This is a genomic window from Streptomyces sp. NPDC048196 (assembly GCF_040652715.1).
GTDB classification, from domain to species: domain Bacteria; phylum Actinomycetota; class Actinomycetes; order Streptomycetales; family Streptomycetaceae; genus Streptomyces; species Streptomyces siderophoricus.
Map to the genome: position 1 here is coordinate 288,990 of NZ_JBEZMM010000003.1, position 24,149 is coordinate 313,138.

A 24,149-nucleotide genomic window follows, 5' to 3' on the forward strand; every position below is an offset into this window, starting at 1 on the left:
TGCGATCGGGGACGGGGGCGGGGCATGCGGGAGCCGGTGGCAGGGCTGGTGCGGCGCATACGGGGCGGGGTGTCCCGGCTGCGGCTGCCGCGGACCCGGCGCGGGCAACGCCGCGCCTTTCAGACCGTGGTGGCCGCGACGGTGCTCGCGCTGGCCCCGGCGACCTGGCTGAACGCCACCGCGGGCCCCCGGGTGCGGACCGTCGCCGACGCCCCCGCCGCGCCGGTCGCCATCGTCTTCGGCGCGGGCCTGTGGGACGGCAAACCGTCCCCGTACCTCGCCCACCGGCTGGACGCGGCCGCCGCGCTCTACCGGCGGGGCACCGTCCGGGCCCTCCTGGTCACCGGCGACAACAGCCGCCACGACTACGACGAACCGGACGCCATGCGCGGCTATCTGCTGCACCACGGCGTACCGGCCAGGAAGATCGTCAGCGATTACGCGGGCTTCGACACCTGGGACTCCTGCAGCCGGGCCCGCCGGATCTTCGGCGTGGACCGGGCGGTGCTGGTCAGCCAGGGCTTCCACATCCGGCGTGCGCTCGCGCTGTGCACGGCGGCCGGGATCGACTCCTACGGGGTCGGGGTCGCCGCCAAGCGCGATGTGACCTGGGCGTACGGCGGCGTGCGGGAGATCTTCGCGGCCGGGAAGGCGGCGGCGGACGCGCTGCTGCGGCCCGACCCGCAGTTCCTCGGCCCGCGCGAGAAGGGCGTGACGGAGGCGCTGCGCTGAGGCCGGCGGGGGGCGCCGGCTGAGGCACTGCGCCGAGGCCGGCGGGGGGCGGTACAACGGCCGGCGCGAGTCACCGCTGAGACTGGCGGAGGCACTGCGCCGAGGTGTGACGGAGGCGCTGCGCCGAGGCGGGACGGAGACGCTGCGCCGAGGGGCGCGCGCCTCCGTCTCCGGCCCCGGTCCCGGTCTCACGCCTTGGTCGCGCGGGCGTACAGGCTGAGGATCTTCGCCCCGAAGTAGGGGCTGTAGGAGACCCGGTCGCTGTTCGGGCCCTTGGGGCCGCCGCCGTTGAGACCGCCGATCAGCCCGATGATCCGGCCGGTTCCGGTCCGCTCGTCGAAGCCGGTGAGCCAGGGGCTGCCCGAGGTGCCGCCGTAGAAACCACCGCATTCCATGCGGAGTTGGTCGGTACCGGCGAGCCGGGAGGTCCGGGTGGCACAGCGCACCGCACGGTCCTCCGGGTCGTTGCGGACGGTGGGGTAGCCGATGACGGTGACGTCGTTGGTGTAACCGGGCGTCGGGGCCAGGACGTTGCCGCCGGTGACGTCCTCCAGGGCGCGGCCGTCCGCGTCGTGCTCGACGGTGGCGAAGGCGAAGTCGAGGTCGGACTTGTCGCCGGTGGTGCCGCGGTCCGGGTAGGCGAAGGACTCGTCGATCGCCCACACCCCGTGCGGCTGGGTCTGCGCGCCGGAACGATACTGCGGGACGAACGCGGCCCGGTCGCCCGGATCGCAGTGCCCCGCGGTGAGGATCAGGTTGCGGTGCGGGCTGTGCACGACGCTGGCGGTGCAGTGGTGGGCCCGGGCGTCGCCGTCCACCGAGAACAGCACGCCGACGGTCGGGACGCCGTCGAAGTGCCGGGCGGTGGCGGGGAGTCGGGCGGCGGCACCGGACGGTCGGGCGGCCGGGGCGGACCCGGAGGACCCCGCCGCGCCCGGGGTGGCCTTCGCGGCCGGTGCGGCGGCGGCCATCCGCTCGGGCGTCCAGTAGGCGGCGGCATCCCGGCTGGTCCAGGGCGCGTCGGGGGCCCGGGTCGGCCGGTCGCCGGCGGCGGCACTGCCCCGGGCGCTCTCTGCCGCGTGCACGGTCGGTGTCGCGGCCAGGCAGAACGCCATGCCGAGGGCCGTCGTCACGGCCTTGCCGCCGCGGGTCAGCAGGGGGATGCGCAGCGGGCCCGGGGTCCGCCGCCTCGCGTGTCGCGCCACGTCAGCTCGTCTCCTCTGCGACCCAGGACAGATAGCCGGCCCCGCCGCGGGTGATCGGGGTGGCGATGATCTCGGGGGTTTCGTAGTCGTGCGTCTGGAGGAGGTACCGCTCCAGCTCCGGGTAGCGCACCTGCGAGGTCTTGAACAAGACCTGCCATTCCCGCGAGGTCTCCACCGCGTCCTTCCAGCGGTAGACCGAGGTCACCGGGGCGCCGACCTGGGCACAGGCGGCGAGCCGGCCCTCGATCGCGCCGCGGGCCAGGCGCTCGGCCGTCTCCTCGCTGTCCGTGGTGGTCATGACGGTCAGGAACTCGGTGGATACGGGCGGTTCGACCGGGCGGGAGCTGGGGTCGCCCGGGCGGGAGGTCGGGTCGGTGGGATCGGCCACGGCGGCATCCTTCATGGTGGGGGACATGGCGGGGGCACATGGTGGGCACCCGGTGGGGGACAAACGGACGCTGCCCGCATCGTACGGACCGGGATGATCATTCCTCAGCTGACGGGCCGCCCCCGTAGGGGCACGCACCCGGAAGCACGGGGCCGAATTCCCCGGTTGCATCCGCTGGTACAGCGGCAACGATGGAAGGGAGCCAGCCGCCGGCACCGCATCGAAAGGCCAGCACCATGGACGACCTCGACGCACTCACCCGCCAGCAGCTCGACGACGCCAGGGCCTCCGCGCACGGACGCAGTGCCCATCTCTTCCTCCACGACGGTCCGCTGCGGCAGACCGTGATCGCGCTGATCGCCGGGGCCTCGCTGGACGAGCACCAGGCGCCACCGGCGGCGAGCCTGCAGGTCCTCAAGGGGCGGGTCCGGCTGACCGGGCCGGGCAACGGCACCGAGCTGAAAACGGGTCAGATCGCCGTGCTCCAGAAGCGGCACGGCGTGGAGGCCGTCGAGGACTCGGCAGTGCTGCTGACGTCCGTCACGGAGTTCAAGGGCGAGGACGTCCGCGGCGCGGAGACGGCGGGGGCGGCGCGGGGGTAGGGCGCACAGCTTCACGTTTTTCTGAATCTTATGTAGCTTGAGGAGCATGCCAAGTTCCAGGCCCGGTGACGGCCCCGCCGGTGACGGCCCCGCCGGTGAGGGCCCCGCCCGCGGCGGGCCGGGCATCAAGGTGCGGCTGACCGGCGAGAAGGAGACCCTGCTCCCCACGCTCTACGCCCGCGCCGTCGACTGCCTCTCCCCCGACCCGGTCCTCGGCGACACCATGGCCCTGGACACCGTCCGCCGGATCGACTACGACTTCCGCGCGATGCGGCTGACCGCCGGCGACGCCGTCACGGTGGTCCTGCGCGCCCGCCAGTTGGACCGCTGGACGGCGGAGTTCCTGGACCGGCACGACGACGCGGTGGTGGTGCATCTGGGCTGCGGTCTCGACACCCGCGTCCACCGGCTGGACCCGGACCCCGGAGTGCGCTGGTTCGACGTCGACCACCCCGAGGTCATCGATCTGCGCCGGCAGCTGTACCCGGAGCCGGCGGCCGACTACACGGCCGTCCCCTCCTCCGTGACCGACCCGGCGTGGGTCGCCCAGGTGCCCGCGGACCGGCCGACGATGATCGTCGCCGAGGGGCTGCTGATGTACCTCACCGAGGCGGACGCCACCGCGCTGTTGCGGCGGCTGATCGTCCACGCGCCGCACGGCGCCGCGGCCTTCGACGCCTTCAGCGGCTTCGCCATCCGTACCCAGCGGCTCAGCCGCATGCTCAGGAAGGCCGGGGCCCGGGTGCGCTGGGGCACCGACCGCGCGGGGATCGCCGCGCTCAGCCCGCGCCTGCGGATCGTCGAGGACGTCAGCGCACTGGAGCTCCCGGGGATCGAGCAACTGCCGCCCGCCTCCCGGCTGGCCGCCCAGGCCGCGGCCAAGGTGCCGGCGGTACGGGACACCTGGCGGCTGTACCACTGCCGGTTCTGAGCCGCCCTCCGCCCCGCCTCGCGTCCCTCAGACCGCGATCCACTGGTCGTACGCCAGCTTGCACAGCAGGGCAACGACCACGACCACCAGCACCCCGCGGACGAACCCGGCCCCGCGCTTGAGCGCCATCCGGGCACCCACCAGGCCGCCCACGAGGTTGAACAGCGCCAGCAGCGCGCCCAGTTGCCACAGCACGGTGCCCTGGACGGCGAACATCGTCAGCGCGCCCACGTTGGTGCAGACGTTCACGACCTTGGCCGTGGCGGACGAGGTCACCAGGTCCATGTGCAGCACCGCGGCGAGCGCGATGACCAGGAACGCGCCGGTCCCCGGCCCGATCAGGCCGTCGTAGAAGCCGATGCCCAGACCGGCGACGAGGACCGCGGCGAGCACCCGCCGCCGGGAGACCGGTCCGGACGGCGCCGGTGCGGTCCCGAAGGCCGGGCGGAAGAGCACGAAGGCGAGCACGCCCAGCAGGACCGCCATGATCAGCGGGCGCAGCACCTCGCTGTTGATCCCGGCCGCGAAGAACGCCCCGCCCAGCGAGCCGGCCACCGCCGCCAGCCCGATCCGCAGCGCGGTCCGCAGATCGATCGGCGCCTTGCGCACGTAGGTGACCGCGGCCGCCGTCGTGCCCACGATGGCGGTGGACTTGTTGGTGCCGAGGACGTACGCGGCAGGCGTGTGCGGAAGGCCGACCAGCAGGGCCGGGAGCAGCAACAGTCCGCCCCCGCCCACCACGGCGTCGATCCAGCCCGCCGCGAGCGCGGCCAGGCAGAGCAGGGTCAGGGCGAAGAGCGATATGTCAGCGGGCACCGGCTGATCTTAAGAAGCGGGCCGCGGACCGGGCCCCGGAATGACGGCCGCTGTGACGAACACCGCCGGGACGAAAGGGTTGTGGGCGGTGCTGCGGCCACTGCTGCCGAGGGCGCACTCACCCGTGGCGCTTGAGGTCCTCCAAACCGGGTGCGACCAGCAAGGGTTCGAACTCGACCACACTGTGCGAGGCGACGCCGTTGAGCACGTACGGATCGGTCGCGAGGATCTGGTCGAGCTCCTCGACGGGCATCTTGGCGGCCAGGTAGACGCCCCCCACCAAAGGGACTTGGCGACCGACTGCCAGCAGCCGCCGCCGTGAAATGAGGTCGTTCAGCCAGTCGCCGTGGGTCGGTCTCCACGGGTCCACTTCCGCCAGGGGTGCCGTATAGGTCACTGTGACAACGAACATGGCGGGACCGTAGCCGAGCGCCACGTACCCCAGCGACTCCCTTTCCGCGCTCAGCTCCGGGCGGCGATGTGACCGCGACTCAGGCGGGCGGCAGCTGGGCCTTCGCATCGAGATGCGCCCCTCAGCCGAAGCTGCTCTACTGGGGATAAATGTGCATATTCGCGGCCGTCAGGGAATGACGGATGGCCGCGAATTCTTTTGCCGTGGGGGGTTGCCCAGCGCGGGATTTCTCGGCGCGAGATTTCTCAGCGCGAGAGGAGATGTCATGAGCAGGGATGACCTCGTGCAGACGCCGTACGGCCTCGTTCCCAGGTCTGAGGTGGTTCCGATCAGCAGGGACGAGACCGTCAAAGTGGTCGAGGGCCGTCTGAAGAAATGCGATCTCCACACGGACCGCGTGCTGGAGGACCTGGGCCCGGTGGCGGATGAGGCGCTGTCCGCCGACCCGTACGCCTACGCCGCACGCCTGAGGGAAGACTCGGCGCCCGCGGGGCGGAAATTCGTCGACGGACAAAGGAGCGGCGGGCACGCTGCGCAGGACGAGTCCCTGACCTACATCCAGTCGTTCCGGACGACGTGGACCGTGCCATCCAAGCCCAGGAACCCGCTCAGCCCGAACGTCTTCTTCCTGTGGAACGGCTTGCACCGCGGTGCGCTGCAACCGGTGCTGGACTGGTCCAACAATACCGAGGGAAAGGCGAGTTACGGCATCGCGAACTGGGCCTATATCGGCAACAAGTACGTGCACGGTGACCATCTCTACGTCGACCCAGGCACTTCCCTCACCGGCGTCATCCGGTTCCGTTCGCTTATCAGCGCGGGCTATATGTACACGCTGGGATTCGTCGGCTTCCCCGATGCCGACTTCACCGTCGTCCGTTCGCTCACACAAGGCCCGGCAAACGGTGTCATCCTGTGCTTCGAGCCGTACTTCGACACCTCGGACGAATCGTCCCTGCCGCCCGACACGAAGGTTGACTTCGTCCAGATCAACCTCTCCATGCAGTCCGGACACCCCACCCCGCCAACGATCAATTGGGACACGTCGGGCGGCATGAAAGTGGTGGACAACAGCAGCTCTCATGGCGAGGTCGACTGCTACCTCCACTCGCAGTAGCCTCCCGCTGCCGGCCCGCCCGACGGCAGATCGCGCACGGGAACGGGCACGGCGCTATGGCAGCACCCGCCGGGACGTGCACCACGGCGGGTGACGGCCGACCCAGCAGGGGCGCCTCGGAAGCGGGACCTGACTCTTCCCCCGATGATGCAGTCGGCGTCACCGGGCGCCCCGGCTCTCCGCGATCCGCTGCACCGCGTCGAGCGCTTCCGTGAGCTCCACCGCCAGCAACTGGAGCTCCCCGATCGTCCAGCTCCGCCCGTCGAGCATCCGCCGTGCCTCTTTGCGCAGTTCGGTGGTGTAGCAGAGCTGCTCGGCCTCGATGTCGTTCGCAAGCCGCGAGATGAAGCCCTCGCCGTCCCCGAGGGGCAGGCAGGGCTTCTCGTCGGGACTCGTCCAGGGGAGGAGTCGGGGGGTGGGGGTGGAGGTGGAGGTGGGGGCGGGGGTTTCGTCCGTCATGTCGTCGGCCTCCTGGGCTCGCTTGCCGAGTAACCGGATGTAGTCATTCGGTCACGCGGCCAACGCAACGGCCAATAGGATGAAGCTGTTTAAACGGCAGTGCTGACATCAGCAGCCTGCCGCTATGCAGTCTGTGGTCACAGGACGAGAGGTCACAGCGTTGGACGAGACGACCGCACCTGAGATTTTCAATCCGCTTCAAAGCTTCGGCCTCGACGTGAAACGGGTGCGCTCGGGGCGCAAGCTCACCCAGAAGCACTTAGGCAAGGCCACGGGCTACTCACATGCGTACGTCAGCATGGTGGAGGCGGGGAGGGTGAAGGCGAGCGAGAAGTTCGCGCAAGGTTGCGACCTCGCGTTCGGGACGAACGGCCTATTCGCCGGTCTGCTCCGGAGGATCGACGAAGGAGACCACCCCTCGTGGTTCGTTCCTTACCTCAACCTGGAACGGAAGGCGTCGCGGATTCTGACCTACGAGACGAACCTCGTGACGGGCATCGTCCAGACAGCGGACTACGCGAGAGCCGTCTTCCGAGCGTCCAATCCCCGAGCGAGTACGGAGGGGATCGAGGACAAGGTTGCCGCGCGACTACGGCGGCGCGAGGTGTTCGATCAGGACAATCCACCGTTCGTTTGGGTCATCCATCACGAGGCGTGCCTGCGAACCGTCGTGGGGGGTGCCGATGTCATGGCCAGGCAGCTTGACTACCTGCTGACGGTAGCTGCGTCGCCACACGTCGAACTCCAGGTCATGCCGTTCTCAGCGGGTGTACCGGCAACATCCACGCTGCCCTTCACCGTGCTGCGCTTCCGGGACTTCCCCACGGTGTTGTACACGGAGACCAGGGTAGGGGGAAGAATGCATGATTTCGCACAGACGGTCGACGCAGCACTGGATGACTATGATCTGCTGAGGGCGCGCGCGTTGTCCCCGGATGAATCGCTGACCTTGATCAAGACTCTGCTGAAGGAGCATCGAGCATGAGCGCCGACGTGGATCTGGCCGCCGCCGAATGGGTCAAGTCGTCCTACAGCGAGGGCAACGGAGGCCAGTGCGTCGAGTTCTCCCGCGCCCTCACCGTCGCCCACGGCCTCGTGCCCGTCCGGGACAGCAAGGAACCGGGCAGGCCGGCGCTGATCTTCCCGGCGGGCGGCTGGGCCGCGTTCATCTCAGCGGTCAAACAAGGGCAGTTCACCGCCTGAGGAGGCCGCGTGGATCTCAGCACCGCCACATGGGTCAAGTCCACCTACAGCGACGCCAACGGCGGCGAATGCCTCGAATTCGCCCGAGACTTCGCCTGGATCAAGTCCTCCCACAGCGAAGGCAACGGCGGGGAATGCCTCGAATTCACCCGCGCCCTCACCGACGCCCACGGCCTAGTCCCCGTCCGTGACAGCAAGGACCCCAGCGGCCCCGCCCTCGTCTTCCCCGCCACCAACTGGACCGCGTTCATCTCCGCCGTCAAACAAGGCGAGTTCGGCGCCTGAAGGGAGCGAGCCCGTGAACCTCCGTGACGACGCCCGGGCGCTGTCCGACGACCTCATCCAGCTCCGCCGTACGCTGCACCGCATCCCGGAGACCGGGCTCGAACTGCCCCGCACGCAGGAGGCCGTGCTGGGCGCGCTCGACGGGCTGCCGTTGGAGGTCGGTACCGGCGACGGGCTCAGCTCGGTGACGGCGGTGTTGCGTGGGGGACGGCCGGGGCCCACCGTGCTGTTGCGCGGGGACATGGACGCGCTGCCGGTCGCCGAGCGGACCGGGCTGGACTTCGCCGCCGACAACGGGCGGATGCACGCCTGCGGTCACGACCTGCACACCACCATGCTCACCGGCGCCGCGCGGCTGCTCAGCGCGCACCGTGACCGGCTCGCGGGGGACGTGCTCTTCATGTTCCAGCCGGGCGAGGAGGGTTACGACGGGGCGCGGCACATGCTCGCCGAGGGGCTGCTGGACGCGACCGGGCAGCGGCCGGCCGCGGCGTACGCGATCCACGTGCTGTCGGCGGGGCTGCCCAGCGGTGTGTTCCGGACCCGTGGAGGTACGGCGATGGCCGCGTCCAACACGTTGCGGGTGACGGTGCGCGGCGAGGGCGGGCACGGGTCGATGCCGCACCGTGCCAAGGACCCGGTGCAGGCGGGCTGTGCGATGGTGACCGCGCTGCAGGCGTGGATCACCCGGACCTTCGACGTCTTCGACCCGGTGATCCTGACGGTGGGCACGTTCCACGCCGGGACGAAGCAGAACGTCATTCCGGACACCGCGGTCTTCGAGGCGACGGTGCGCAGCTTCTCGGACGCGGCACAGGCCCGCGTCAAGGACGGCACGGTGGAGGTGTGCCGCGGCATCGCGGCGGCCTACGGGGTGGACGTGGACGCGGAGTTCCTGGAGGTGTACCCCGTCACCGTCAACGACCATGCGGAGGCGGACTTCGCGGCGGGCGCGATCCGCGAGGCACTGGGCGAGGAGCGCTACGTACCGCAGGCGCAGCCGCTCCAGGGCTCGGAGGACTTCTCCCGCGTGCTCGCCGAGGTGCCGGGGGCGATGCTCTTCCTCGGCGCACCGCCGCGTGGCGCCGACCCTGAGCGGAGCGCCAACAACCATTCCCCGCTGGCCGAGTTCGACGACGCCGTACTGGCGGACGGTGCCGCCGTCTACGCCGAACTGGCGGCCCGGCGACTGGCCTCGGCCTGATGACACCCGTACGGAGAGTTCCGGCATGACCCCCACCCCACGCGACGCCCCGCACCGCCCCGAAGACCGGGTCTACGACTCCAGCCCCTGGTGGGCGGGGCTGGGGCCGGTCGGGGCCGTGGTGCTGATCGTGGGTGGGGTGGTGTGGGCCGTGTGGTCGTTCCTGCGGCTGCCCGGGGATGCGCAGGGGCAGGCGATGGGCTACTACCGCGCGAGCCGGTTCGTCGCCATCGGGCTGGTCGTCGGGGGCACGGCCTTGCTCGGGTGGATGCGGGACCGGGCTTCAAAGGCGGCGGAAGGGGCTGCGGGCGACCCGGAGCAGGACGACGAGGAGTGAGGCGCGGTGAGCGGTTGTCGGAGGGCTTCTCGGAAGGGTTCTCAGAGGTCGCGCAGATAGGCACGGTGGTATCCAAGCAACGAGGCAGGGACAGAGCCCTGGCACTCAGGGAGTTGCGACGCCCTGTGATCATGGATGAGTGCTTTTCTTAAGCACACCCCCTCACTCGACGGCCACCGTCGCCTGCCACGAGCCAGGGCGCATGCCTGTCGCCTTCCGGAAGAACACCGAGAAGTTGGACGCGTCGGGGAAGCCGAGCGTCTGGGCGCAGGCGGCCGCGGTGAGACGGTCGTGTGCGAGGAGCCGCTTGGCTTCCAGGACGATCCGCTCGACGATGTACACCTTCGCGCTGCGGCCGGTGACCTGCTGCACCGCTCTTGAGAGAGTGCGGGGCGCGTATCCCAGTGTCCGGGCGTAGTAGCCGGCGTCGTGATGTTCCCGGAAGTGCGCTTCGACGCTGGACCGGAACAGTCGGAACACCGGATTGATCGACCGCGCTTCGGCGTGCGGGGGCCGGAGCCGGGCGATGAGTGCGGAGAGCAGGATCTCGGGCAGCTCCGTCGAGATGTCCCCGGGTGGGGCGGAGGCTTCGAGAAGGAGATGGTTACGCGCGGTGTCGACGAACGGCCAGTCGGCGTCGGGAATGGTCCAGTGTGCGACCAGGTTCGGGGACGCGACGAGCTCCCGGGTGGCGTGGGTGACCGGCGCGGTCGGCACGAACAGCACGACGTGCCCAGCCACGCCGGCGATGTCGTCCCACCGGTGCACAGCTCCAGGAGCGACCCACACCGCGGACCGCTCCTGGATCGGATGTCGGAGGAAGTCCACGGTGACGGAGCCGTGCCCGGCATCGACGACGGCGAGGACGTGGAAATCGGCACGCTGTGTCCCGCCGTCGTTCAGCTCGCGAAGGCGGTCGAACGTCATGGTTTCGACAGTGGCGGCAGGGCGCCCGACGGGCTGGTAGGTCATCTGCCGGATCACGGTCATCTGTCCAGTTTCCACCATCAGGCGACCAGTCATGCCGATGCCCCGGCACAGCGGAAGAGATTCCATGAACACATGGAACAACCGCCCAGAACACTGATCGAGAGAGTCACGATGCACACGACGCAGCAGCCGCTGCTGCCCGCCCATGACCACCGGCCGGGGGCCGGACCGACCCTGGTGTTTCTGCACTACTGGGGTGGATCCGCCCGCACCTGGGACCTCGTCGTCGACCGCCTCGCGGGACGCGACATGCTCACTGTCGACTTCCGCGGGTGGAGCCGCTCGAGCAACCTGGCCGGCCCCTACACCCTCCGCCAACTCGCCGACGACACGCTCGCGGTGATCGCCGACCTGGGCGTCACCGACTACGTCCTCGTCGGACATTCCATGGGTGGCAAGGTCGCGCAGCTCATAGCGGCGACCCGGCCCACCGGCCTCCGCGGGATCGTCCTCGTTGGTTCGGCTCCGGCGAAGCCCGCCGCAGGGCTCACTCCCGAGTACCGGGAAGGCCTTTCCCACGCCTACGACTCCGACGAGTCCGTCGCCGGCGCCCGGGATCACATCCTCACCGCGACCGAGTTGCCCGAATCGATCAAGTCGCAGATCGCGACCGACTCGCGGGCCGGCACCGACGCCGCCCGCATGGAGTGGCCGCTGCGCGGCATCGCGGAGGACATCTGCGAGCACACCCGCATGATCAGCGTCCCCACCCTCGTCGTCGCCGGAGAGAACGACCATGTCGAGCCCGTCGACGTGCTCGTCAACAACCTGGTGCCCTACCTGTCCGGAGCTGACTTCGCGGTGATTCCGAACACGGGTCACCTGATCCCGCTGGAAGCTCCGGCCGACCTCGCCGACGCAATCACGGCCTTCGCACCAGCAGCCTGACCATCTGCGCGGCCTGAAAATCGGCTTCGTCCCCGATCACCCGCGGGGCGCCACGCCGCGTGACAGCGCGAGGCTGAGGCCCGGCCCTCCCGCGTTGATACGCACCCCATGCCGGACCTGCTTGCCGCGGCCGACCGGGGCGACAAGCAGGTCGGCCTCACCGCCCGGTGCCACGCCTATCTGCGCGACCTCTTAGAAGGCTCTTAAGGGTCCTCACTATCCAGGGGGCATGACCTCATCATTCACGAGCTCCCAGGGTGTCAACTCCCCTACGGGCGGGCCGCCTCGCCGCCGATTCTCCCGGGCCCGGACCACTCGCGTCCTCGCCGCGTCCCTCGCGCTCGCCTCGACCGCCCTCGGTGTGACCGGATGTGACAGGGCCGCCGCCGGGACGCTGCACGGGAGCAAGCTCGAATTGCCCGTGGCGGGTGGCACGGCCGTCGTGGACACCGGGACGCTCGCGGTGAGCGCGCGGGCCGGGGACGGGCGGCGGATGGTGTTGTCCGAGGCAGCGGCGGCGGCCGGGGGCGGGCTCGGGAAGCCGGGGGCGGTGACGCGTACGGCGGACGGGGCGCGCTGGAGTTATCCCGCGAAGGGGCTGTCGGTGACGGCCGGCGCGGAGCACGGGCGGCTGCGGATCCGGCTGCGGGCGGAGCGGGACGGGTCGGTCAGCTGGCCGGTGACCGGGACGGACCGGGCCGCCTCGTCCGTCCAACTGCCGCGCGGCGAAGGGCTGGACATTCCCGTGCGGGACGCCTTCTGGAACGCGGGGGCGGAGAAGGGCGGGCTGGCCGGGAGCACGGCCGATGTGGGCGCGGATCTGGCGTTGCCGCTGTGGGGGTATGCGCTGGACGGCTCCCGCGGCCGCAGTGGTGGCGGCAAGGGCGACGGGCAGGGGCACGGGGTGAGTTATCTCGTGCCCACGGACATCGGGACGTCGTTGCGGTTCGCGTCCGTGGGCGGGCGGTTGCGGAGCACCGCCACCCATGCGTTCGACGGGGGCGCGGGCACCCGGGAGTACGAGGTGTCGTTCGCGCTCACCGACGGTGATCCGGTCGCGCCGGCGGACGACTACCGCGCGTACCTCGCCCAGCACGGGAAGCTCGGCAGTCTGCGGCGGAAGATCCGGCAGAACCCGGCCACCGCCAAGCTGCTCGGGGCGTTCCACGCGTATGTGTGGGGGGAGGCGCGGACCGCCGCCGGTATCGAGACGCTCAAGCGGCTCGGCGTCGGGCGGATGTGGCTCGGGTATGACGCCGGCCCGCATCCGATGGACGCCGCGGCGGTGCGGGCCGCCAAGAAGGCGGGCTATCTCGTCGGCCCGTACGACACGTTCGCCAACGGGCAGGACCCGAAGACCGCCGACAGTCCCACCTCGGCGTGGCCGGACCGGGTGTATCCCGACTTCTGTATACGAAAGGCGGACGGCACCTGGGAGACCGGCTTCGGCGGCCGCGGCTGCTACCTCAGCTCGCGCGCCTTCGAGAAGGCCGAGGCGACGAAGCACTATCTGGCCGACCGTACGCGCACGATGACCGCCAACGGGGCGGACAGCTACTTCCTGGATGTCGACGCGACCGGGGAGGTCTTCCGGGACCACACCGCGGGGCACGAGATGACCAAGGCGGGCGACCGGGCCAACCGGCTGGCCCGGATGCGCCGGCTGTCCCGGGACTTCGTGCTGGGCTCGGAATCTGCCCAACCGTGGGCCAACGAGGTGCTGGCGTACGACCACGGCTCGGGCACCCCGGTCGCGGACGGGCTGTGGGCGCTGGAGCGCGACAAGCCGACCTGGGGCAACTACTACCCGGAGAACGCGCCGAAGGCGTTCTTCAAGCCGGTGCGTCTGCCGGCCGAGGTGGCGAAGGCGATGTACGACCCGAAGTACCGGGTGCCGCTGTACGAGACCGCGCTGCACGGCTCGCTGGTCAACGCCGAACGCTGGGAGCTGTCCTACGAGAAGCTGCCGGCGCAGAAGACCACCCGGGCGCTGCTGGCGATGCTCTACAACACGCCGCTCAACTATGTGCTGGACGGTCGCTCGCTGACCGAGCACGGGAGTGAACTGGCCGCGCTGCAGCGGTACTTCGCGCCGTTGCACCGGGCCGCGGGGACCGAGCGGATGACGTCCTTCCGGTGGCTGACCGGCGACCGCACCGTCCAGCGCACGGTCTTCGGCAACGGCACCCTCACCGTCACCGCCAACTTCGGCAGCACGGCCCACGACGGGCTGCCGGGCGGCTGTGTCGACGCCAAGCTCCGCACCGACGCGCAGCCGCGCCGGCTGTGCCCGGCTCAGCTCACGCCGGCGGAGCCCGCGGCCTCCAGGTAACGCAGCACCGCGAGCACCCGGCGGTGGTCCGTCTCCGAGGGCGGGAGGCCGAGCTTGGCGAAGACATGGGCGACGTGCTTCTCGACCGCCCGCTCGGAGACGGTCAGGGCGGTGGCGATGGACTGGTTGGTGCGGCCCTGCGCCATCAGGGCCAGCACCTCGTGCTCGCGCGGGGTGAGCGCGTCCAGCGCCCGGGACCGGCGGCTCGCGCCGAACAGCTGGGACACCACGTCCGGGTCCAGCGCGGTGCCGCCGGCCGCCACCCGTTCCAGCGCGGCCACGAACTCGCCGATGTCCATCACCCGTTCCTTGAGGAGGTAGCCGACGCCGGCGAAGCCCGCGCCGAACAGCCGGTCGGCGTAAGCGGTCTCCACGTACTGGGAGAAGATCAGTACGCCGGTACCGGGGTGGTCGCGGCGGAGCCGGACGGCCGCCCGCAGGCCCTCGTCCGTATGACCGGGCGGCAGCCGGATGTCCACCACGGCGGCGTCCGGGCGGTGCGCGGCAACCGCCGCGAGCAGCGCCTCGGCGTCCGCGACGGCGGCCGCGACGGTCACCCCGCGCAGCTCCAGCAGCTGGACCAGGCCCTCGCGCAGGATCGCGGAGTCCTCGGCTATGACGATGCGCATGGGGTCCCCCGTCGGGTCGTCGTGTCTGCCCCGTCCAGCCTCCCGCGCGGGCGCTTCACGTGGGTGCCCGGCCCGTTGCCGGGCAGGGAAGGCGGACGGTGATCACCGTAGGGCCACCGGGCGGGCTGTCGCAGGTCAGCGTGCCGTCGACGGTACGGATCCGGCCCAGCAGCCCGGTCAGGCCGGTGCCCGCGCCGACCACCGCACCGCCGCGCCCGTCGTCCCGTACGGTCAGCAGGAGGGCCCCGTCGGGGGAGCCGCCCGCGGGGCCGGCCGCAGCTTCCGGCCCGGGGGCCGCGGGCTCGTGCCGCGCCTCGACCGTCACTTGTGCCGCGCCGCTGTGTTTGACGGCGTTGGCGAGCAGTTCGGCCGCGCAGAAGTAGGCGAGGGATTCCAGGGCCGGGGAGGGGCGCGGGCCGAGGGCGGTGTGCAGGGCGACCGGCAGCGGGGTGTCCGCGGTGAGGGTGGCCAGGGCGGTCGCCAGGCCCTGGTCGAGCGCGGGCGGGTGGATGCCCCGTACGAGGTGGCGCAGATCGGTGACGGCCTGGGTGGCATTGCTCCGGGCCGTCTCCACCACGGCGAGCAGCCGGTCCCGGTCGGCGTCCTGGGCGATCAGTTCGCTGATGAGGGTCAGGTGCATGCCCAGGCCGACGAGCCGGGCCTGGGTGCCGTCGTGGAGATCGCGTTCGATGCGGCGGAGAGTGGCCACGGCGTCGTCGACGGCATGCGCGCGGGTCTCCTCCAGGGTGCGGATACGGGCCTCCGCGGCGCTCGGCCCCAGCAGGGCGCGCAGCAGCAGCCGGTGCGGGGCGCCCGCCCGGCGCACCAGCCAAGGTGCGAGCAGCACGAGCAGCGCACCGGCGGCGACCACCACGGTCCAGCGCGGCCAGCTGTCGAACTCCACGCCGTAAATCTGCAGCGACACCCGGCGCACCGAGCCGTCCGCGCCGCGCAGGGTGACGTAGTTCCAGCGGCGCAGCACGGGGTGGCCGAGCGCCAGCAGGCCGTAGACGTAGCCGACCAGGACCGCGAGCAGCGGCAGCAGGGCGGTGACCGGGGTGAGCAGCGCGGCGGCGACGGCCCGCCGGCCGGCCGGGTCGCCGAGCAGCGCCCGCCGCCAGCCGAACGCCCCGCGCGCGACGCGCCGCCCGGCCGGTTCGATGTCCACACCCAACAGGCGCCGCGCGAGGGCCAGTTGGATTCCTCCCAGGCCGAGGGCGCCGCGTACGGTCAGCGCCAGCAGCCAGGGCCCGAGGGCGGTCCACGACAGCACCGCGCCCAGCGCCAGCCCGCCCGGCACCAGGACCAGTCCACAGAGCGCGAGGGGCGCGGCGAGCAGGGCGTGGGCCACGGCCGCGAGGCTGCGGGGGGTGAAGGGCGCGGTGAGGACGGTGCGCAGGGGGCGGGCCCGGGGCACGGGGCCCGTGGAGCCCGCAGCACCCGGCACGGTCGTACTCAACCGGAGTGCCGGGCGAGCCAGATCCCGCGGCCGGCGGCGATCAGCACCAGCGCGGCCACCACCGGGCCGAAGGCCATCAGGACCACGCCCGCCCCGATGTTCGCGCCGATGGTCCCGGCGGTCAGCACCCGCCACCCCCAGCCGGCCAGCAGCCCGGCCGCCAGCAGCGGGGCCAGCACCTGCCACCAGCGCCGGTCGAAGGCGTGGTGGCAGGTGGCGCGGGCCAGCGTCACCGCGCTCACCACCACGGCCGTCAGGGCCAGCACGCCCAGCGCGGTGTCCAGGCCCGGCGGCAGCTCCGGGGGCCGGACGAAATAGTCCAGCCGGGACGGCGGCACGCCCTGGTAGTCGTCCTGTCCCAGCAGCCCCCACACCGCGACCGGTAAGGCCACGGGCAGCACGGCGGCGGCCGCCGTAGGTGTCCCCGGTATCTTCATGCGCCCATGATGGCGGGCGGTCCCCAGCGCGGCATGAGTAGGGGTACTCACCGGATCACCGCCCGGTACGAGAACCGGGGCCCTGCCTCACACGCCCTCCTCTCCCGCACTGAGGCAGGCGTTCCGCCCGGGAAACAGACCAGATGCCGGCGGGTAACAGCGGCCCCGCAGGCTGACGACCATGACCTCCACTCCATCGCTCCCGGACACCGCACCGGCCACCTCACCGGACACCGCCCCCACCATCGCCCTGATAGGCCACGGCATGGTCGGCCAGCGCTTCCTGGAAGAGCTCGCCGACCGCGGCGTCACCGCACGGGCGCGGGTGGTCGTCCTGTGCGAGGAGACCCGCCCGGCCTACGACCGGGTCCAGCTGACCTCGTACTTCGCCGGCCGCAGCGCCGACGATCTGAGCCTGACCGATCCCGACTTCCTGGCCCGGCACGGCATCGAACTGCTCCTCGGCGACCCGGCCACCGCCGTCGACCGGGCCGCCCGCACGGTCACCGCCCGCTCGGGGCGGACCGTGCGCTACGACGCCCTGGTGCTGGCCACCGGGTCGTATCCGTTCGTCCCGCCGGTGCCCGGCAAGGACAGCGCGGGCTGCTTCGTCTACCGGACCCTCGACGACCTGCTGGCCATCGAGGAGTACGCCAAGAACGCGCGCACCGGTGTGGTGGTCGGCGGCGGACTGCTCGGCCTGGAGGCGGCCGGTGCCCTCAAGGGGCTCGGACTGCGCACCCACATCGTGGAGTTCGCGCCGCGGCTGATGGCGCTCCAGGTCGACGAGGGCGGCGGCCGCGCGCTGCGCCGTACCGTCGAGGAGATGGGCCTCACGGTCCACACCGGCGTCGGCGGCAAGGAGATCGTCGCGGACGGGGCCGGGGCGGTGACCGCCATGGGCCTGTCGGACGACTCCCGCATCGACACCGACCTGGTCGTCTTCTCGGCCGGCGTCCGCCCCCGCGACCAGCTCGCCCGGGACTGCGGACTGCCCGTCGGGGAGCGCGGCGGCATCGTCATCGACGCGCAGTGCCGCACCGAGGACCCCGCCGTCTACGCCATCGGCGAGTGCGCGCTGGCCGTCGACGGCCGGGTCTACGGGCTGGTCGCCCCGGGCTACGACATGGCCCGGGTGGCGGCCGCGGACCTCGCGGAGCGGCTGGCCGAGGCCGCCGCCCTCGCTGAGGAGCCGGCGGAGCCCGCCGGGGAGCGTCCCGGATTCACCGGCGCGGACCTGTCCACCAAGCTGAAGCTGCTCGGCGTGGACGTGGCCTCCTTCGGTGACGCGCACGGCGCCGCCGCCGGCTGTCTCGACGTGGTCTACTCCGACGCCCGCAGCGGCGTCTACAAGAAGCTGGTGATCGGCGCCGACGGCGCGCTGCTGGGCGGGGTGCTGGTCGGCGACGCCGACGCGTACGGCACGCTGCGCCCGCTGACCGGCACGGTGCCCCCGGTGGCGCCCGAGCAGCTGGTGCTGCCGGCCGGTCTCGCGGAGGGCGGCGGCGCCGCGCTGGGCCCGGACGCGCTGCCCGGCGACGCGGTGATCTGTAGTTGCCACAACGTCACCAAGGACGCCATCCAGGCGTGCGCCACGCTTCCCGAGGTCAAGCAGTGCACCAAGGCCGGTACCGGGTGCGGCAGTTGTGTGAAGCTGATCGGCCAGCTGCTGCCGCAGTCCGAGGACCAGGGCCTGTGCGGCTGCTTCCCGCACACCCGCGCCGAGCTCTACGAGATCGTCCGGGTCCGCCGGATCACCTCGTACGGCGAACTGCTGGACGCGTACGGCCGGGAGGAGGCGCGCGGCGGCGAGGGCTGCGAGATCTGCAAGCCCGCGGTCGGTTCGGTGCTGGCCTCCCTCGCCCCGGCGGTCGGTGCCGACGGCTACGTGCTGGGCGGTGAGCAGGCGGCGCTCCAGGACACCAACGACCACTTCCTCGCCAACCTCCAGCGGAACGGCTCCTACTCGATCGTGCCGCGCATCCCCGGCGGCGAGATCACCCCGGAGAAGCTCATCGTCATCGGTGAGGTGGCGCGCGACTTCGGCCTCTACACGAAGATCACCGGCGGCCAGCGGATCGACCTCTTCGGCGCCCGCGTCGACCAGCTGCCGGCCATCTGGGCGCGCCTGGTGGACGCCGGTTTCGAGTCGGGCCACGCGTACGGCAAGGCGCTGCGCACCGTGAAGTCGTGCGTCGGCGAGACCTGGTGCCGCTACGGCGTCCAGGACTCCGTCCGGATGGCCATCGATCTGGAGCTGCGCTACCGGGGGCTGCGCGCACCGCACAAGCTGAAGTCCGCGGTCTCCGGGTGCGCACGGGAGTGCGCGGAGGCCCGCGGCAAGGACTTCGGCGTGATCGCCACCGCCGGCGGCTGGAACCTCTACGTCGGCGGGAACGGCGGTGCCACCCCGCGCCACGCCGATCTGCTCGCCCAGGACCTGAGCGACGCGGAACTGATCCGGCTGATCGACCGCTTCCTGATGTTCTACATCCGCACCGCCGACCGTCTGGAGCGCACCTCCGCCTGGCTGGAGCGGATCGAGGGCGGCCTCGACCACGTACGCGACGTCGTCGTGCACGACTCCCTCGGGCTGTGCGACGAACTGGAGGCGCTGATGGCCGCCCATGTCTCCCACTACCGCGACGAATGGGCCGAGACCCTTGCCGACCCCGAACGGCTCGGCCGCTTCGTCTCGTTCGTCAACGCGCCCGGCGCGCCGGACCCGTCCGTCCGCTTCGTCCCGGAGCGCGACCAGGTCAAGCCGGATCTGACGCTGCTGGCCGGACCGACCCTGCCCGTTCGCACTCTGGAAGGGACCTCTGCCCGATGAGCCTGATGACCACCACCGTTTCGCCCGAAGCGACTCCCGCCCTGCCCGAAGCCACCGTGCGCACGGACACCGGTACTGCCACCGGTGCTGCCGCCGGCACGTCCGGCGGCACGGCGGCCGCCCTCGTGGAGATCCACTGCCCGGAGGGCAGCTGGCTCCCGGTCTGCACCCCGGAGGACCTCACTCCGGGGCGCGGAGTGGCCGCCCTCCTCCCGGACGGCAGCCAGGCCGCACTCTTCGCGGACCGGGCCGGCCGGCCGTACGCGATCGGCAACCGCGACCCGTTCACCGGCGCCCAGGTCCTCTCCCGCGGCCTGACCGGCAGCGTCGACGGCCGCCCGTTCGTGGCCTCGCCCCTGCTCAAGCAGCGCTTCGACCTGGAGTCGGGCGACTGCCTCGACGATCCGTCGGTGTCGGTGCCGGTGTACGGGGTGCGGGTGCGAGCCGGCGAGTGACGACGGCCGGTGGCGGTGCACGCCGACGGGCGTGCCCGTCCGGCCCGGTGAGCGTGCCGACCGGCCCGGTGACCGTGGCGGCCGGCCCTGTGATCGTGCAGACCAGCCCGGCGACCGTGGCGACCAGCCCGGTGAGCGTGGCGACCGGCCCGGCGATCGTGCCGACCGGCCCGGCGATCGTGCCGACCAGCCCGGCGATCGTGCCGACCAGCCCGGCGATCGTGCCGACCGGCCCGGCGATCGTGCCGACCAGCCCGGTGACCGTGGCGGCCGGCCCGGTGATCGTGCCGACCAGCCCGGTGACCGTGGCGGCCGGCCCGGCGACCGCGTCGGCCCGGGGGGCGCCCCCGGGCGACCCGGGGCCCGCCCCCGCGCGCCAAGCTACTCGGGCGTAGGGTGGGTGATCCGTCGGCTCGCCGGCCGCGGGCTCACCCCCGGCCGCCGGCCCCGTAGGGAGGAGTGCAGGCGTGACCCGGTGGAACACCAGCCACATCCCCGACCAGACCGGCCGCTCGGCGGTGGTCACGGGCGCGAACAGCGGCATCGGCTACATCACCGCGCGCGAACTGGCGCGCCGCGGCACCCGCGTGGTGCTGGCCTGCCGCAGCGCCTCGCGCGGCAAGGCGGCCCTGGACCGGCTGCGCACCGAAGTCCCCACCGCCGAGGCGGAGTTCCGGCCGCTCGACCTCGCCGACCTCTCCTCCGTACGGGACTTCGCGGCCACCCTCGACGACCTCACCGGCGACCGCCTCGACCTGCTCATCAACAACGCGGGCGTGATGGCACTGCCGCACCGCACCACCGCCGACGGCTTCGAGATGCAGTTCGGCACCAACCACCTCGGCCACTTCGCACTCACCGGACTGCTGCTGCCCCGGCTGCTGGCCACCCCGGAAGCCCGCATCGTGTCCGTCTCCAGCATGCTGCACGCGCTCGCCGACCTGGACTACGACGACCTCAACAGCGAGCGCTCGTACGGTCGTTGGATCGCCTACGGCCGCTCCAAGAGCGCCAATCTGCTCTTCGTCCACGAGCTGACCCGGCGGCTCGCGGCGGCCGGTTCGCCGCTGGTCGCGGCCGCCTCGCACCCCGGTTACGCGGCCACCAACCTGCAGACCGCGGGCGCCCGGATGGAAGGCCGCAACGCGGCGGAACGGGCCATCGAGCTGGGCAACCGCCTGATCGCCCAGCCCGCGGAGGGCGGCGCGCTGGGCACCCTCTGCGCGGCCACCGCCCCGCACATGCGGCCGGATTCCTTCGTCGGCCCGCGCAACGGACTGCGCGGCGCTCCGGCACAGTCCTTCCGCGCCCCCTGGACGAAGAAGGACGCAAACGGCGAACGGCTCTGGGCCGCCTCGGAGCAACTGACGGGCGTGCACTACGACTTCGCCGCGGCCCTCACGTCCGGCTGAGCGCTCACTTCGGCCCCCAGCCGCCGCGTGTCGTCCGGCTGAGCGCTCGCTCCGGCCCGGGCGCTCCGTGCCGACCTGCTGAGGGCCCAGTCCAGCCCCGGCCGCCCGGTGCCGTGTCGACCGGCTGGGCCTCACTCCGGCCCGGACGCCCCGTGCCGACCGGCTGGGCCTCACTCCAGCCCCAGCCACCCCGTGTCGACCGGCTGAGCCTCACTCCAGCCCGGACGCGTCGAAGACCGCCCGTGCGCCGTCCTGATCGATCCGGTCCGCCAGGACCTGGAGCGTCGCCACGCCGCAACGCAGCAGTCCGCGCTCACGGGACCGGCGGACGCCCTGGTCGAGTCGGTGCCACAGCACGGGGTTGGCGCTGAGGACCTTGGGATCCAGCTCGACCCGGCCGCCCCGGGCGTCGCGGAGCACCAGCCGCGGCGCCATCCCGTCGGTGCGCCGTACGACGACGAGCCGGTCGGTCTCGACCCGGTGCCCGCGCACCAGCCCACGGGACCTCAGCCAGCCGTCCCCGGCCGTCACCCGTGGCGGGAAGAGGACCGCGAACAGCACCAGAGCGACGGCCAACCAGCATCCGGCGCGCCACGGCGTGAGCGTCCCGTTGGCGAGGTCGACCAGCAGCATGACGACGAGCAGCCCGGCCGTGCAGCAGAGCGTGGCGCACAGCTCGGGCAGCCAGGTCCGGTCGTGAACGGTGCCGTTCGCAGGCAGGGGCGGGGGGATCGCCGACCGGGCGACCGGCAGCCGCCACGCGACCCGTCGTCCTCCGTCGTCGCCCCCGCCGTCCCCGTCCTTCGTGAAGCCGGGCCCCAGGCCCCGTCGCCGTCCCATGCCTCGACGCTAGGGCGGCGCACCGGGCCCTCCCCAGACGTTTACAGGGCGCTGATGCGGCCGCTCCCAACCTTGACGTGCCGATGACGTGGCGTTGACACGGGCACCGGAAAGTGGCCATACGAGGCGCCGGATCCGGCCGTGCGGCATGTGCCCGCTTCAGGGCGGAGGCGCACGCGTCAAGAACCGGTGAAGAACGCCCCACCGTCCGCCAAGGGACCACCAAGGCCGCTCGTCGGCGTCCGCCACGGCCCGCACACTGGACCGGTCCAGCCGGACCGCCGCACCGCGCTCCAGGGCCTGGCCGCCCGCTCCCTCGACGCCATGGCCTCCGTCGCGTACGGCCCCGAGTCGATCGTGCTGGTCCTGGCCGCGGCGGGCGGTTACGGGTGTCGACGGCTCCGGGGGGCGACGGCTCCGGGTGTCGACGGCACCGGTTTCCGAGACCGTTCGCGATTGCCGACGGACGCCGCGCCGGACCACCACCGGCAGGACCGACCGCCTCAGCGACGTCGTAGCCGGACGCCGTAGCGGACCACCACCCGGCAGGACCGACCGCCTCGGTGACGTCATAGCCGGGCGTTGTCCGTCATGCCGCCTACGGTGACGTCATGCCCCCAACCATGGATTACGACAGCCACTGCACCGAAATCGTCACCCAGTCCCTCCTGCTGGGCTCCGCCCTCACGGAGGACATGGACCTCAGCCCCGTCGTACCGTCCTGCCCGGACTGGAACCTCGCCCAGTTGGTACGCCACCTGGGCGAGGCCCACCGCTGGGTCGCGGAGGTCGTACGGACCCTGGCCACCGCACCCCCGCCCGACACCGCCCTGCGCGTCCTCTCCCGGGACACCACCGAGCCGCCCACCGCCCTCGCCGGCTGGCTCATCGACGGTGCCGAGCTGCTCGCCGCGACGCTCCGCACCGCCGGCCCGGAGGCCAGGATCTGGACCCCGCTGCCCTCCGGGAGTCCTCGTTTCTTCGCGCGCCGTATGTGCCACGAGACGGTCATCCACCGGGCCGACGCCACCCTCGCCCTGAACACCGACTTCTCCGTGACCCAGCCGGTCGCCCTCGACGCCCTCGACGAGTGGATGGAACTCGGCTCGCTGCCCGAGATGTTCGACTACCACCCCGACCGGCGCGCCCTCCTGGCCCCCGGCCGCACGCTCCACTTCCACGCCACGGACACCCCGCCGGAGGCCGCCGCCGACTGGCTCGTCGACCTCACCGGCGACGCCCTCGCCTGGCGACGCGCCAAGGAGCCGGCCGCCGTCTCCGTCAGCGCCCCGCTGACCGACCTCCTGCTCCTCATCTACGGCCGCCGCTCCTCCGATCAGGAGGCCTTCACCGTCACCGGCGATGCGGACCTGCTGGAGTTCTGGCTGTCGCTGGTCAACTTCGAGTGAGCATCCGTTGAACGTGTTGAGCATCCGCGGGGCCTCGTAGGGCTTCCGCGGGGCCTCGTAAGGCCTCCGTTGGGCCTCCGTGGCCGCCGTGGGCCGCCGTTCGGCATACGCGCACCGGACGCCCGGGCAATCAGCGGACGACCATGCCTCCAGGCGAACCAATCAAGCCTTCAGCGCGTGAGTTAAGTTGACCACCATCGACAGGATCAGCGCCGAGGAGACAGCCACATGACCGATTCCGATCAGACGGGAAGCGACCCGACGGCAAGCGGCCCGACGGGCGGCAACCCGGCAGGCGGCAACGCGGCGGGTGGCAACGTAGCGGGTGGCAACGTGACGGGTGGCAACCCGGCAGGTGATATCCCGGCAGGTGGCAACCCGGCAGGGAACGGACTGACGGGGCACAACGGGTCGCTGCCGCCCGCGCCTCCGCCGCTGCCCCCGCAGGTGGCGGACGAGGGGCCCCGGCCCGTCCCGGCGAATGCGGACGAGGCGCTCGAAATCGGCCGTCAGCACTTCCCCGATGTCGGCTCGCCCAACGGTCCTGCCAGCCTGCACGTGCACGAATTCGATCTCGGCTACCTCATCTACGCCGGCTGGCCCCTCCCCGAGGACCCCACCGCCCCGCCCGCCTCTCCCGGTGGCAGCAACATCGTCATCAACAAGGAGAACGGCGACGTGACCTTCCTGCCCAACTTCCCCCCGGCCGCGGCCGAGAAGCTCTACCACCGCATCTACCGTCCGTCTTCCGAGGCCTGAGGCACGACCGGGCCG

At 72.0% G+C, this 24,149-nt stretch carries 27 protein-coding genes; 17 read left to right on the top strand and 10 right to left on the bottom strand.

What is annotated here, in order from left to right; genetic code table 11:
- The first annotated feature begins 24 nt into the window (after window positions 1-24).
- Window positions 25-732, top strand: coding sequence for an ElyC/SanA/YdcF family protein (locus tag AB0E02_RS06715; RefSeq protein WP_362136723.1), 708 nt, complete (start codon window positions 25-27; stop codon window positions 730-732).
- A 188-nt stretch (window positions 733-920) separates the two neighbouring features.
- Here AB0E02_RS06715 and AB0E02_RS06720 read toward each other — a convergent pair whose 3' ends face one another.
- A complete protein-coding gene (locus AB0E02_RS06720) occupies window positions 921-1,937 on the bottom strand; it encodes a hypothetical protein (protein WP_362136725.1) in 1,017 nt (338 codons plus the stop codon).
- 1 nt (window position 1,938) lies between these two features.
- Window positions 1,939-2,235, bottom strand: a complete 297-nt coding sequence (cutA, locus tag AB0E02_RS06725; protein WP_362136807.1) for a divalent-cation tolerance protein CutA — start codon at window positions 2,233-2,235, stop codon at window positions 1,939-1,941.
- Between the two features lie 326 nt (window positions 2,236-2,561).
- On the opposite strand from cutA, the gene AB0E02_RS06730 reads away from it, so the two are divergent.
- Together AB0E02_RS06730 and AB0E02_RS06735 are read left to right on the top strand one after the other, a co-directional pair.
- Window positions 2,562-2,927, top strand: coding sequence for a cupin (locus tag AB0E02_RS06730; RefSeq protein ID WP_362136809.1), 366 nt, complete (start codon window positions 2,562-2,564; stop codon window positions 2,925-2,927).
- Between the two features lie 46 nt (window positions 2,928-2,973).
- Entirely contained in the window at window positions 2,974-3,858 is an 885-nt protein-coding gene (locus tag AB0E02_RS06735) for a class I SAM-dependent methyltransferase (RefSeq protein WP_362136727.1), read from the top strand.
- A 27-nt stretch (window positions 3,859-3,885) separates the two neighbouring features.
- Here the strand turns inward: AB0E02_RS06735 and AB0E02_RS06740 are convergent, their stop codons facing one another.
- Both AB0E02_RS06740 and AB0E02_RS06745 read right to left on the bottom strand, forming a co-directional pair.
- A complete protein-coding gene (locus AB0E02_RS06740; protein ID WP_030415020.1) occupies window positions 3,886-4,674 on the bottom strand; it encodes a TSUP family transporter in 789 nt (262 codons plus the stop codon).
- Window positions 4,675-4,792: 118 nt separating this feature from the next.
- Entirely contained in the window at window positions 4,793-5,086 is a 294-nt protein-coding gene (locus AB0E02_RS06745) for a YciI family protein (RefSeq protein ID WP_362136730.1), read from the bottom strand.
- 265 nt (window positions 5,087-5,351) lie between these two features.
- Between AB0E02_RS06745 and AB0E02_RS06750 the strand changes: the two genes are divergently transcribed.
- Window positions 5,352-6,203, top strand: a complete 852-nt coding sequence (locus tag AB0E02_RS06750; protein WP_362136732.1) for a hypothetical protein — start codon at window positions 5,352-5,354, stop codon at window positions 6,201-6,203.
- A gap of 159 nt (window positions 6,204-6,362) precedes the next feature.
- On the opposite strand, the gene AB0E02_RS06755 is transcribed toward AB0E02_RS06750, so the two are convergent.
- On the bottom strand, window positions 6,363-6,662 hold the full coding sequence (locus tag AB0E02_RS06755; protein WP_362136734.1) for a hypothetical protein: 300 nt from the start codon (window positions 6,660-6,662) through the stop codon (window positions 6,363-6,365).
- Window positions 6,663-6,822: 160 nt separating this feature from the next.
- Between AB0E02_RS06755 and AB0E02_RS06760 the strand changes: the two genes are divergently transcribed.
- From AB0E02_RS06760 to AB0E02_RS06780, 5 genes are read left to right on the top strand one after another with little or no spacing between them, the layout of a single operon-like run.
- Window positions 6,823-7,647 carry a helix-turn-helix transcriptional regulator gene (locus tag AB0E02_RS06760; RefSeq protein WP_362136736.1) on the top strand — a complete coding sequence of 275 codons (825 nt, stop codon included), beginning with the start codon at window positions 6,823-6,825 and terminating at the stop codon, window positions 7,645-7,647.
- The gene (locus AB0E02_RS06765; protein WP_362136738.1) at window positions 7,644-7,865 is read left to right on the top strand and encodes a DUF397 domain-containing protein; all 222 of its coding nucleotides are present in this window, start codon (window positions 7,644-7,646) and stop codon (window positions 7,863-7,865) included. Before AB0E02_RS06760 ends, AB0E02_RS06765 begins: the two co-directional genes overlap by 4 nt.
- A 9-nt stretch (window positions 7,866-7,874) precedes the next feature.
- Window positions 7,875-8,150: a DUF397 domain-containing protein gene (locus tag AB0E02_RS06770; RefSeq protein WP_362136740.1), complete on the top strand. Its 276-nt coding sequence runs from the start codon at window positions 7,875-7,877 to the stop codon at window positions 8,148-8,150.
- Window positions 8,151-8,163: 13 nt separating this feature from the next.
- Window positions 8,164-9,354, top strand: a complete 1,191-nt coding sequence (locus tag AB0E02_RS06775; RefSeq protein WP_362136742.1) for a M20 family metallopeptidase — start codon at window positions 8,164-8,166, stop codon at window positions 9,352-9,354.
- 25 nt (window positions 9,355-9,379) lie between these two features.
- Window positions 9,380-9,691 (top strand): hypothetical protein, encoded by a 312-nt coding sequence (locus AB0E02_RS06780; RefSeq protein ID WP_362136744.1) that lies wholly within the window; start codon window positions 9,380-9,382, stop codon window positions 9,689-9,691.
- 162 nt (window positions 9,692-9,853) lie between these two features.
- Here AB0E02_RS06780 and AB0E02_RS06785 read toward each other — a convergent pair whose 3' ends face one another.
- Window positions 9,854-10,681, bottom strand: a complete 828-nt coding sequence (locus AB0E02_RS06785; RefSeq protein WP_362136746.1) for a helix-turn-helix transcriptional regulator — start codon at window positions 10,679-10,681, stop codon at window positions 9,854-9,856.
- A 111-nt stretch (window positions 10,682-10,792) separates the two neighbouring features.
- On the opposite strand from AB0E02_RS06785, the gene AB0E02_RS06790 reads away from it, so the two are divergent.
- Window positions 10,793-11,569: an alpha/beta hydrolase gene (locus AB0E02_RS06790; RefSeq protein WP_362136748.1), complete on the top strand. Its 777-nt coding sequence runs from the start codon at window positions 10,793-10,795 to the stop codon at window positions 11,567-11,569.
- Window positions 11,570-11,798: 229 nt separating this feature from the next.
- Window positions 11,799-13,901: a glycoside hydrolase gene (locus AB0E02_RS06795; protein ID WP_362136751.1), complete on the top strand. Its 2,103-nt coding sequence runs from the start codon at window positions 11,799-11,801 to the stop codon at window positions 13,899-13,901.
- Here the strand turns inward: AB0E02_RS06795 and AB0E02_RS06800 are convergent.
- From AB0E02_RS06800 to AB0E02_RS06810, 3 genes are read right to left on the bottom strand one after another with little or no spacing between them, the layout of a single operon-like run.
- A complete protein-coding gene (locus AB0E02_RS06800; RefSeq protein ID WP_351529447.1) occupies window positions 13,865-14,530 on the bottom strand; it encodes a response regulator transcription factor in 666 nt (221 codons plus the stop codon). The two genes, AB0E02_RS06795 and AB0E02_RS06800, sit on opposite strands and share 37 nt — an antisense overlap.
- Window positions 14,531-14,585: 55 nt before the next feature.
- Window positions 14,586-15,977: a sensor domain-containing protein gene (locus AB0E02_RS06805; protein ID WP_362136754.1), complete on the bottom strand. Its 1,392-nt coding sequence runs from the start codon at window positions 15,975-15,977 to the stop codon at window positions 14,586-14,588.
- Window positions 15,978-15,985: 8 nt separating this feature from the next.
- Window positions 15,986-16,426: a hypothetical protein gene (locus tag AB0E02_RS06810; RefSeq protein ID WP_362136756.1), complete on the bottom strand. Its 441-nt coding sequence runs from the start codon at window positions 16,424-16,426 to the stop codon at window positions 15,986-15,988.
- 181 nt (window positions 16,427-16,607) lie between these two features.
- Here AB0E02_RS06810 and nirB point away from each other — a divergent pair, with 181 nt between their 5' ends.
- The 4 genes from nirB (at window position 16,608) to AB0E02_RS06830 (ending at window position 21,126) form a co-directional block, all read left to right on the top strand.
- Window positions 16,608-19,259 carry a nitrite reductase large subunit NirB gene (gene nirB / locus AB0E02_RS06815; protein ID WP_362136758.1) on the top strand — a complete coding sequence of 884 codons (2,652 nt, stop codon included), beginning with the start codon at window positions 16,608-16,610 and terminating at the stop codon, window positions 19,257-19,259.
- A gap of 5 nt (window positions 19,260-19,264) precedes the next feature.
- The gene (gene nirD, locus AB0E02_RS06820) at window positions 19,265-19,714 is read left to right on the top strand and encodes a nitrite reductase small subunit NirD (protein WP_362136760.1); all 450 of its coding nucleotides are present in this window, start codon (window positions 19,265-19,267) and stop codon (window positions 19,712-19,714) included.
- Window positions 19,715-19,761: 47 nt separating this feature from the next.
- On the top strand, window positions 19,762-20,109 hold the full coding sequence (locus tag AB0E02_RS06825; protein WP_362136762.1) for a hypothetical protein: 348 nt from the start codon (window positions 19,762-19,764) through the stop codon (window positions 20,107-20,109).
- A gap of 72 nt (window positions 20,110-20,181) precedes the next feature.
- Window positions 20,182-21,126, top strand: a complete 945-nt coding sequence (locus AB0E02_RS06830; protein ID WP_362136764.1) for an oxidoreductase — start codon at window positions 20,182-20,184, stop codon at window positions 21,124-21,126.
- Between the two features lie 210 nt (window positions 21,127-21,336).
- Here AB0E02_RS06830 and AB0E02_RS06835 read toward each other — a convergent pair whose 3' ends face one another.
- On the bottom strand, window positions 21,337-21,966 hold the full coding sequence (locus tag AB0E02_RS06835) for a hypothetical protein (protein WP_362136767.1): 630 nt from the start codon (window positions 21,964-21,966) through the stop codon (window positions 21,337-21,339).
- 611 nt (window positions 21,967-22,577) lie between these two features.
- On the opposite strand from AB0E02_RS06835, the gene AB0E02_RS06840 reads away from it, so the two are divergent.
- Both AB0E02_RS06840 and AB0E02_RS06845 read left to right on the top strand, forming a co-directional pair.
- A complete protein-coding gene (locus AB0E02_RS06840) occupies window positions 22,578-23,375 on the top strand; it encodes a maleylpyruvate isomerase family mycothiol-dependent enzyme (RefSeq protein WP_362136769.1) in 798 nt (265 codons plus the stop codon).
- Window positions 23,376-23,603: 228 nt separating this feature from the next.
- The gene (locus tag AB0E02_RS06845; protein ID WP_362136771.1) at window positions 23,604-24,134 is read left to right on the top strand and encodes a hypothetical protein; all 531 of its coding nucleotides are present in this window, start codon (window positions 23,604-23,606) and stop codon (window positions 24,132-24,134) included.
- The last annotated feature ends 15 nt before the right edge of the window (window positions 24,135-24,149 follow it).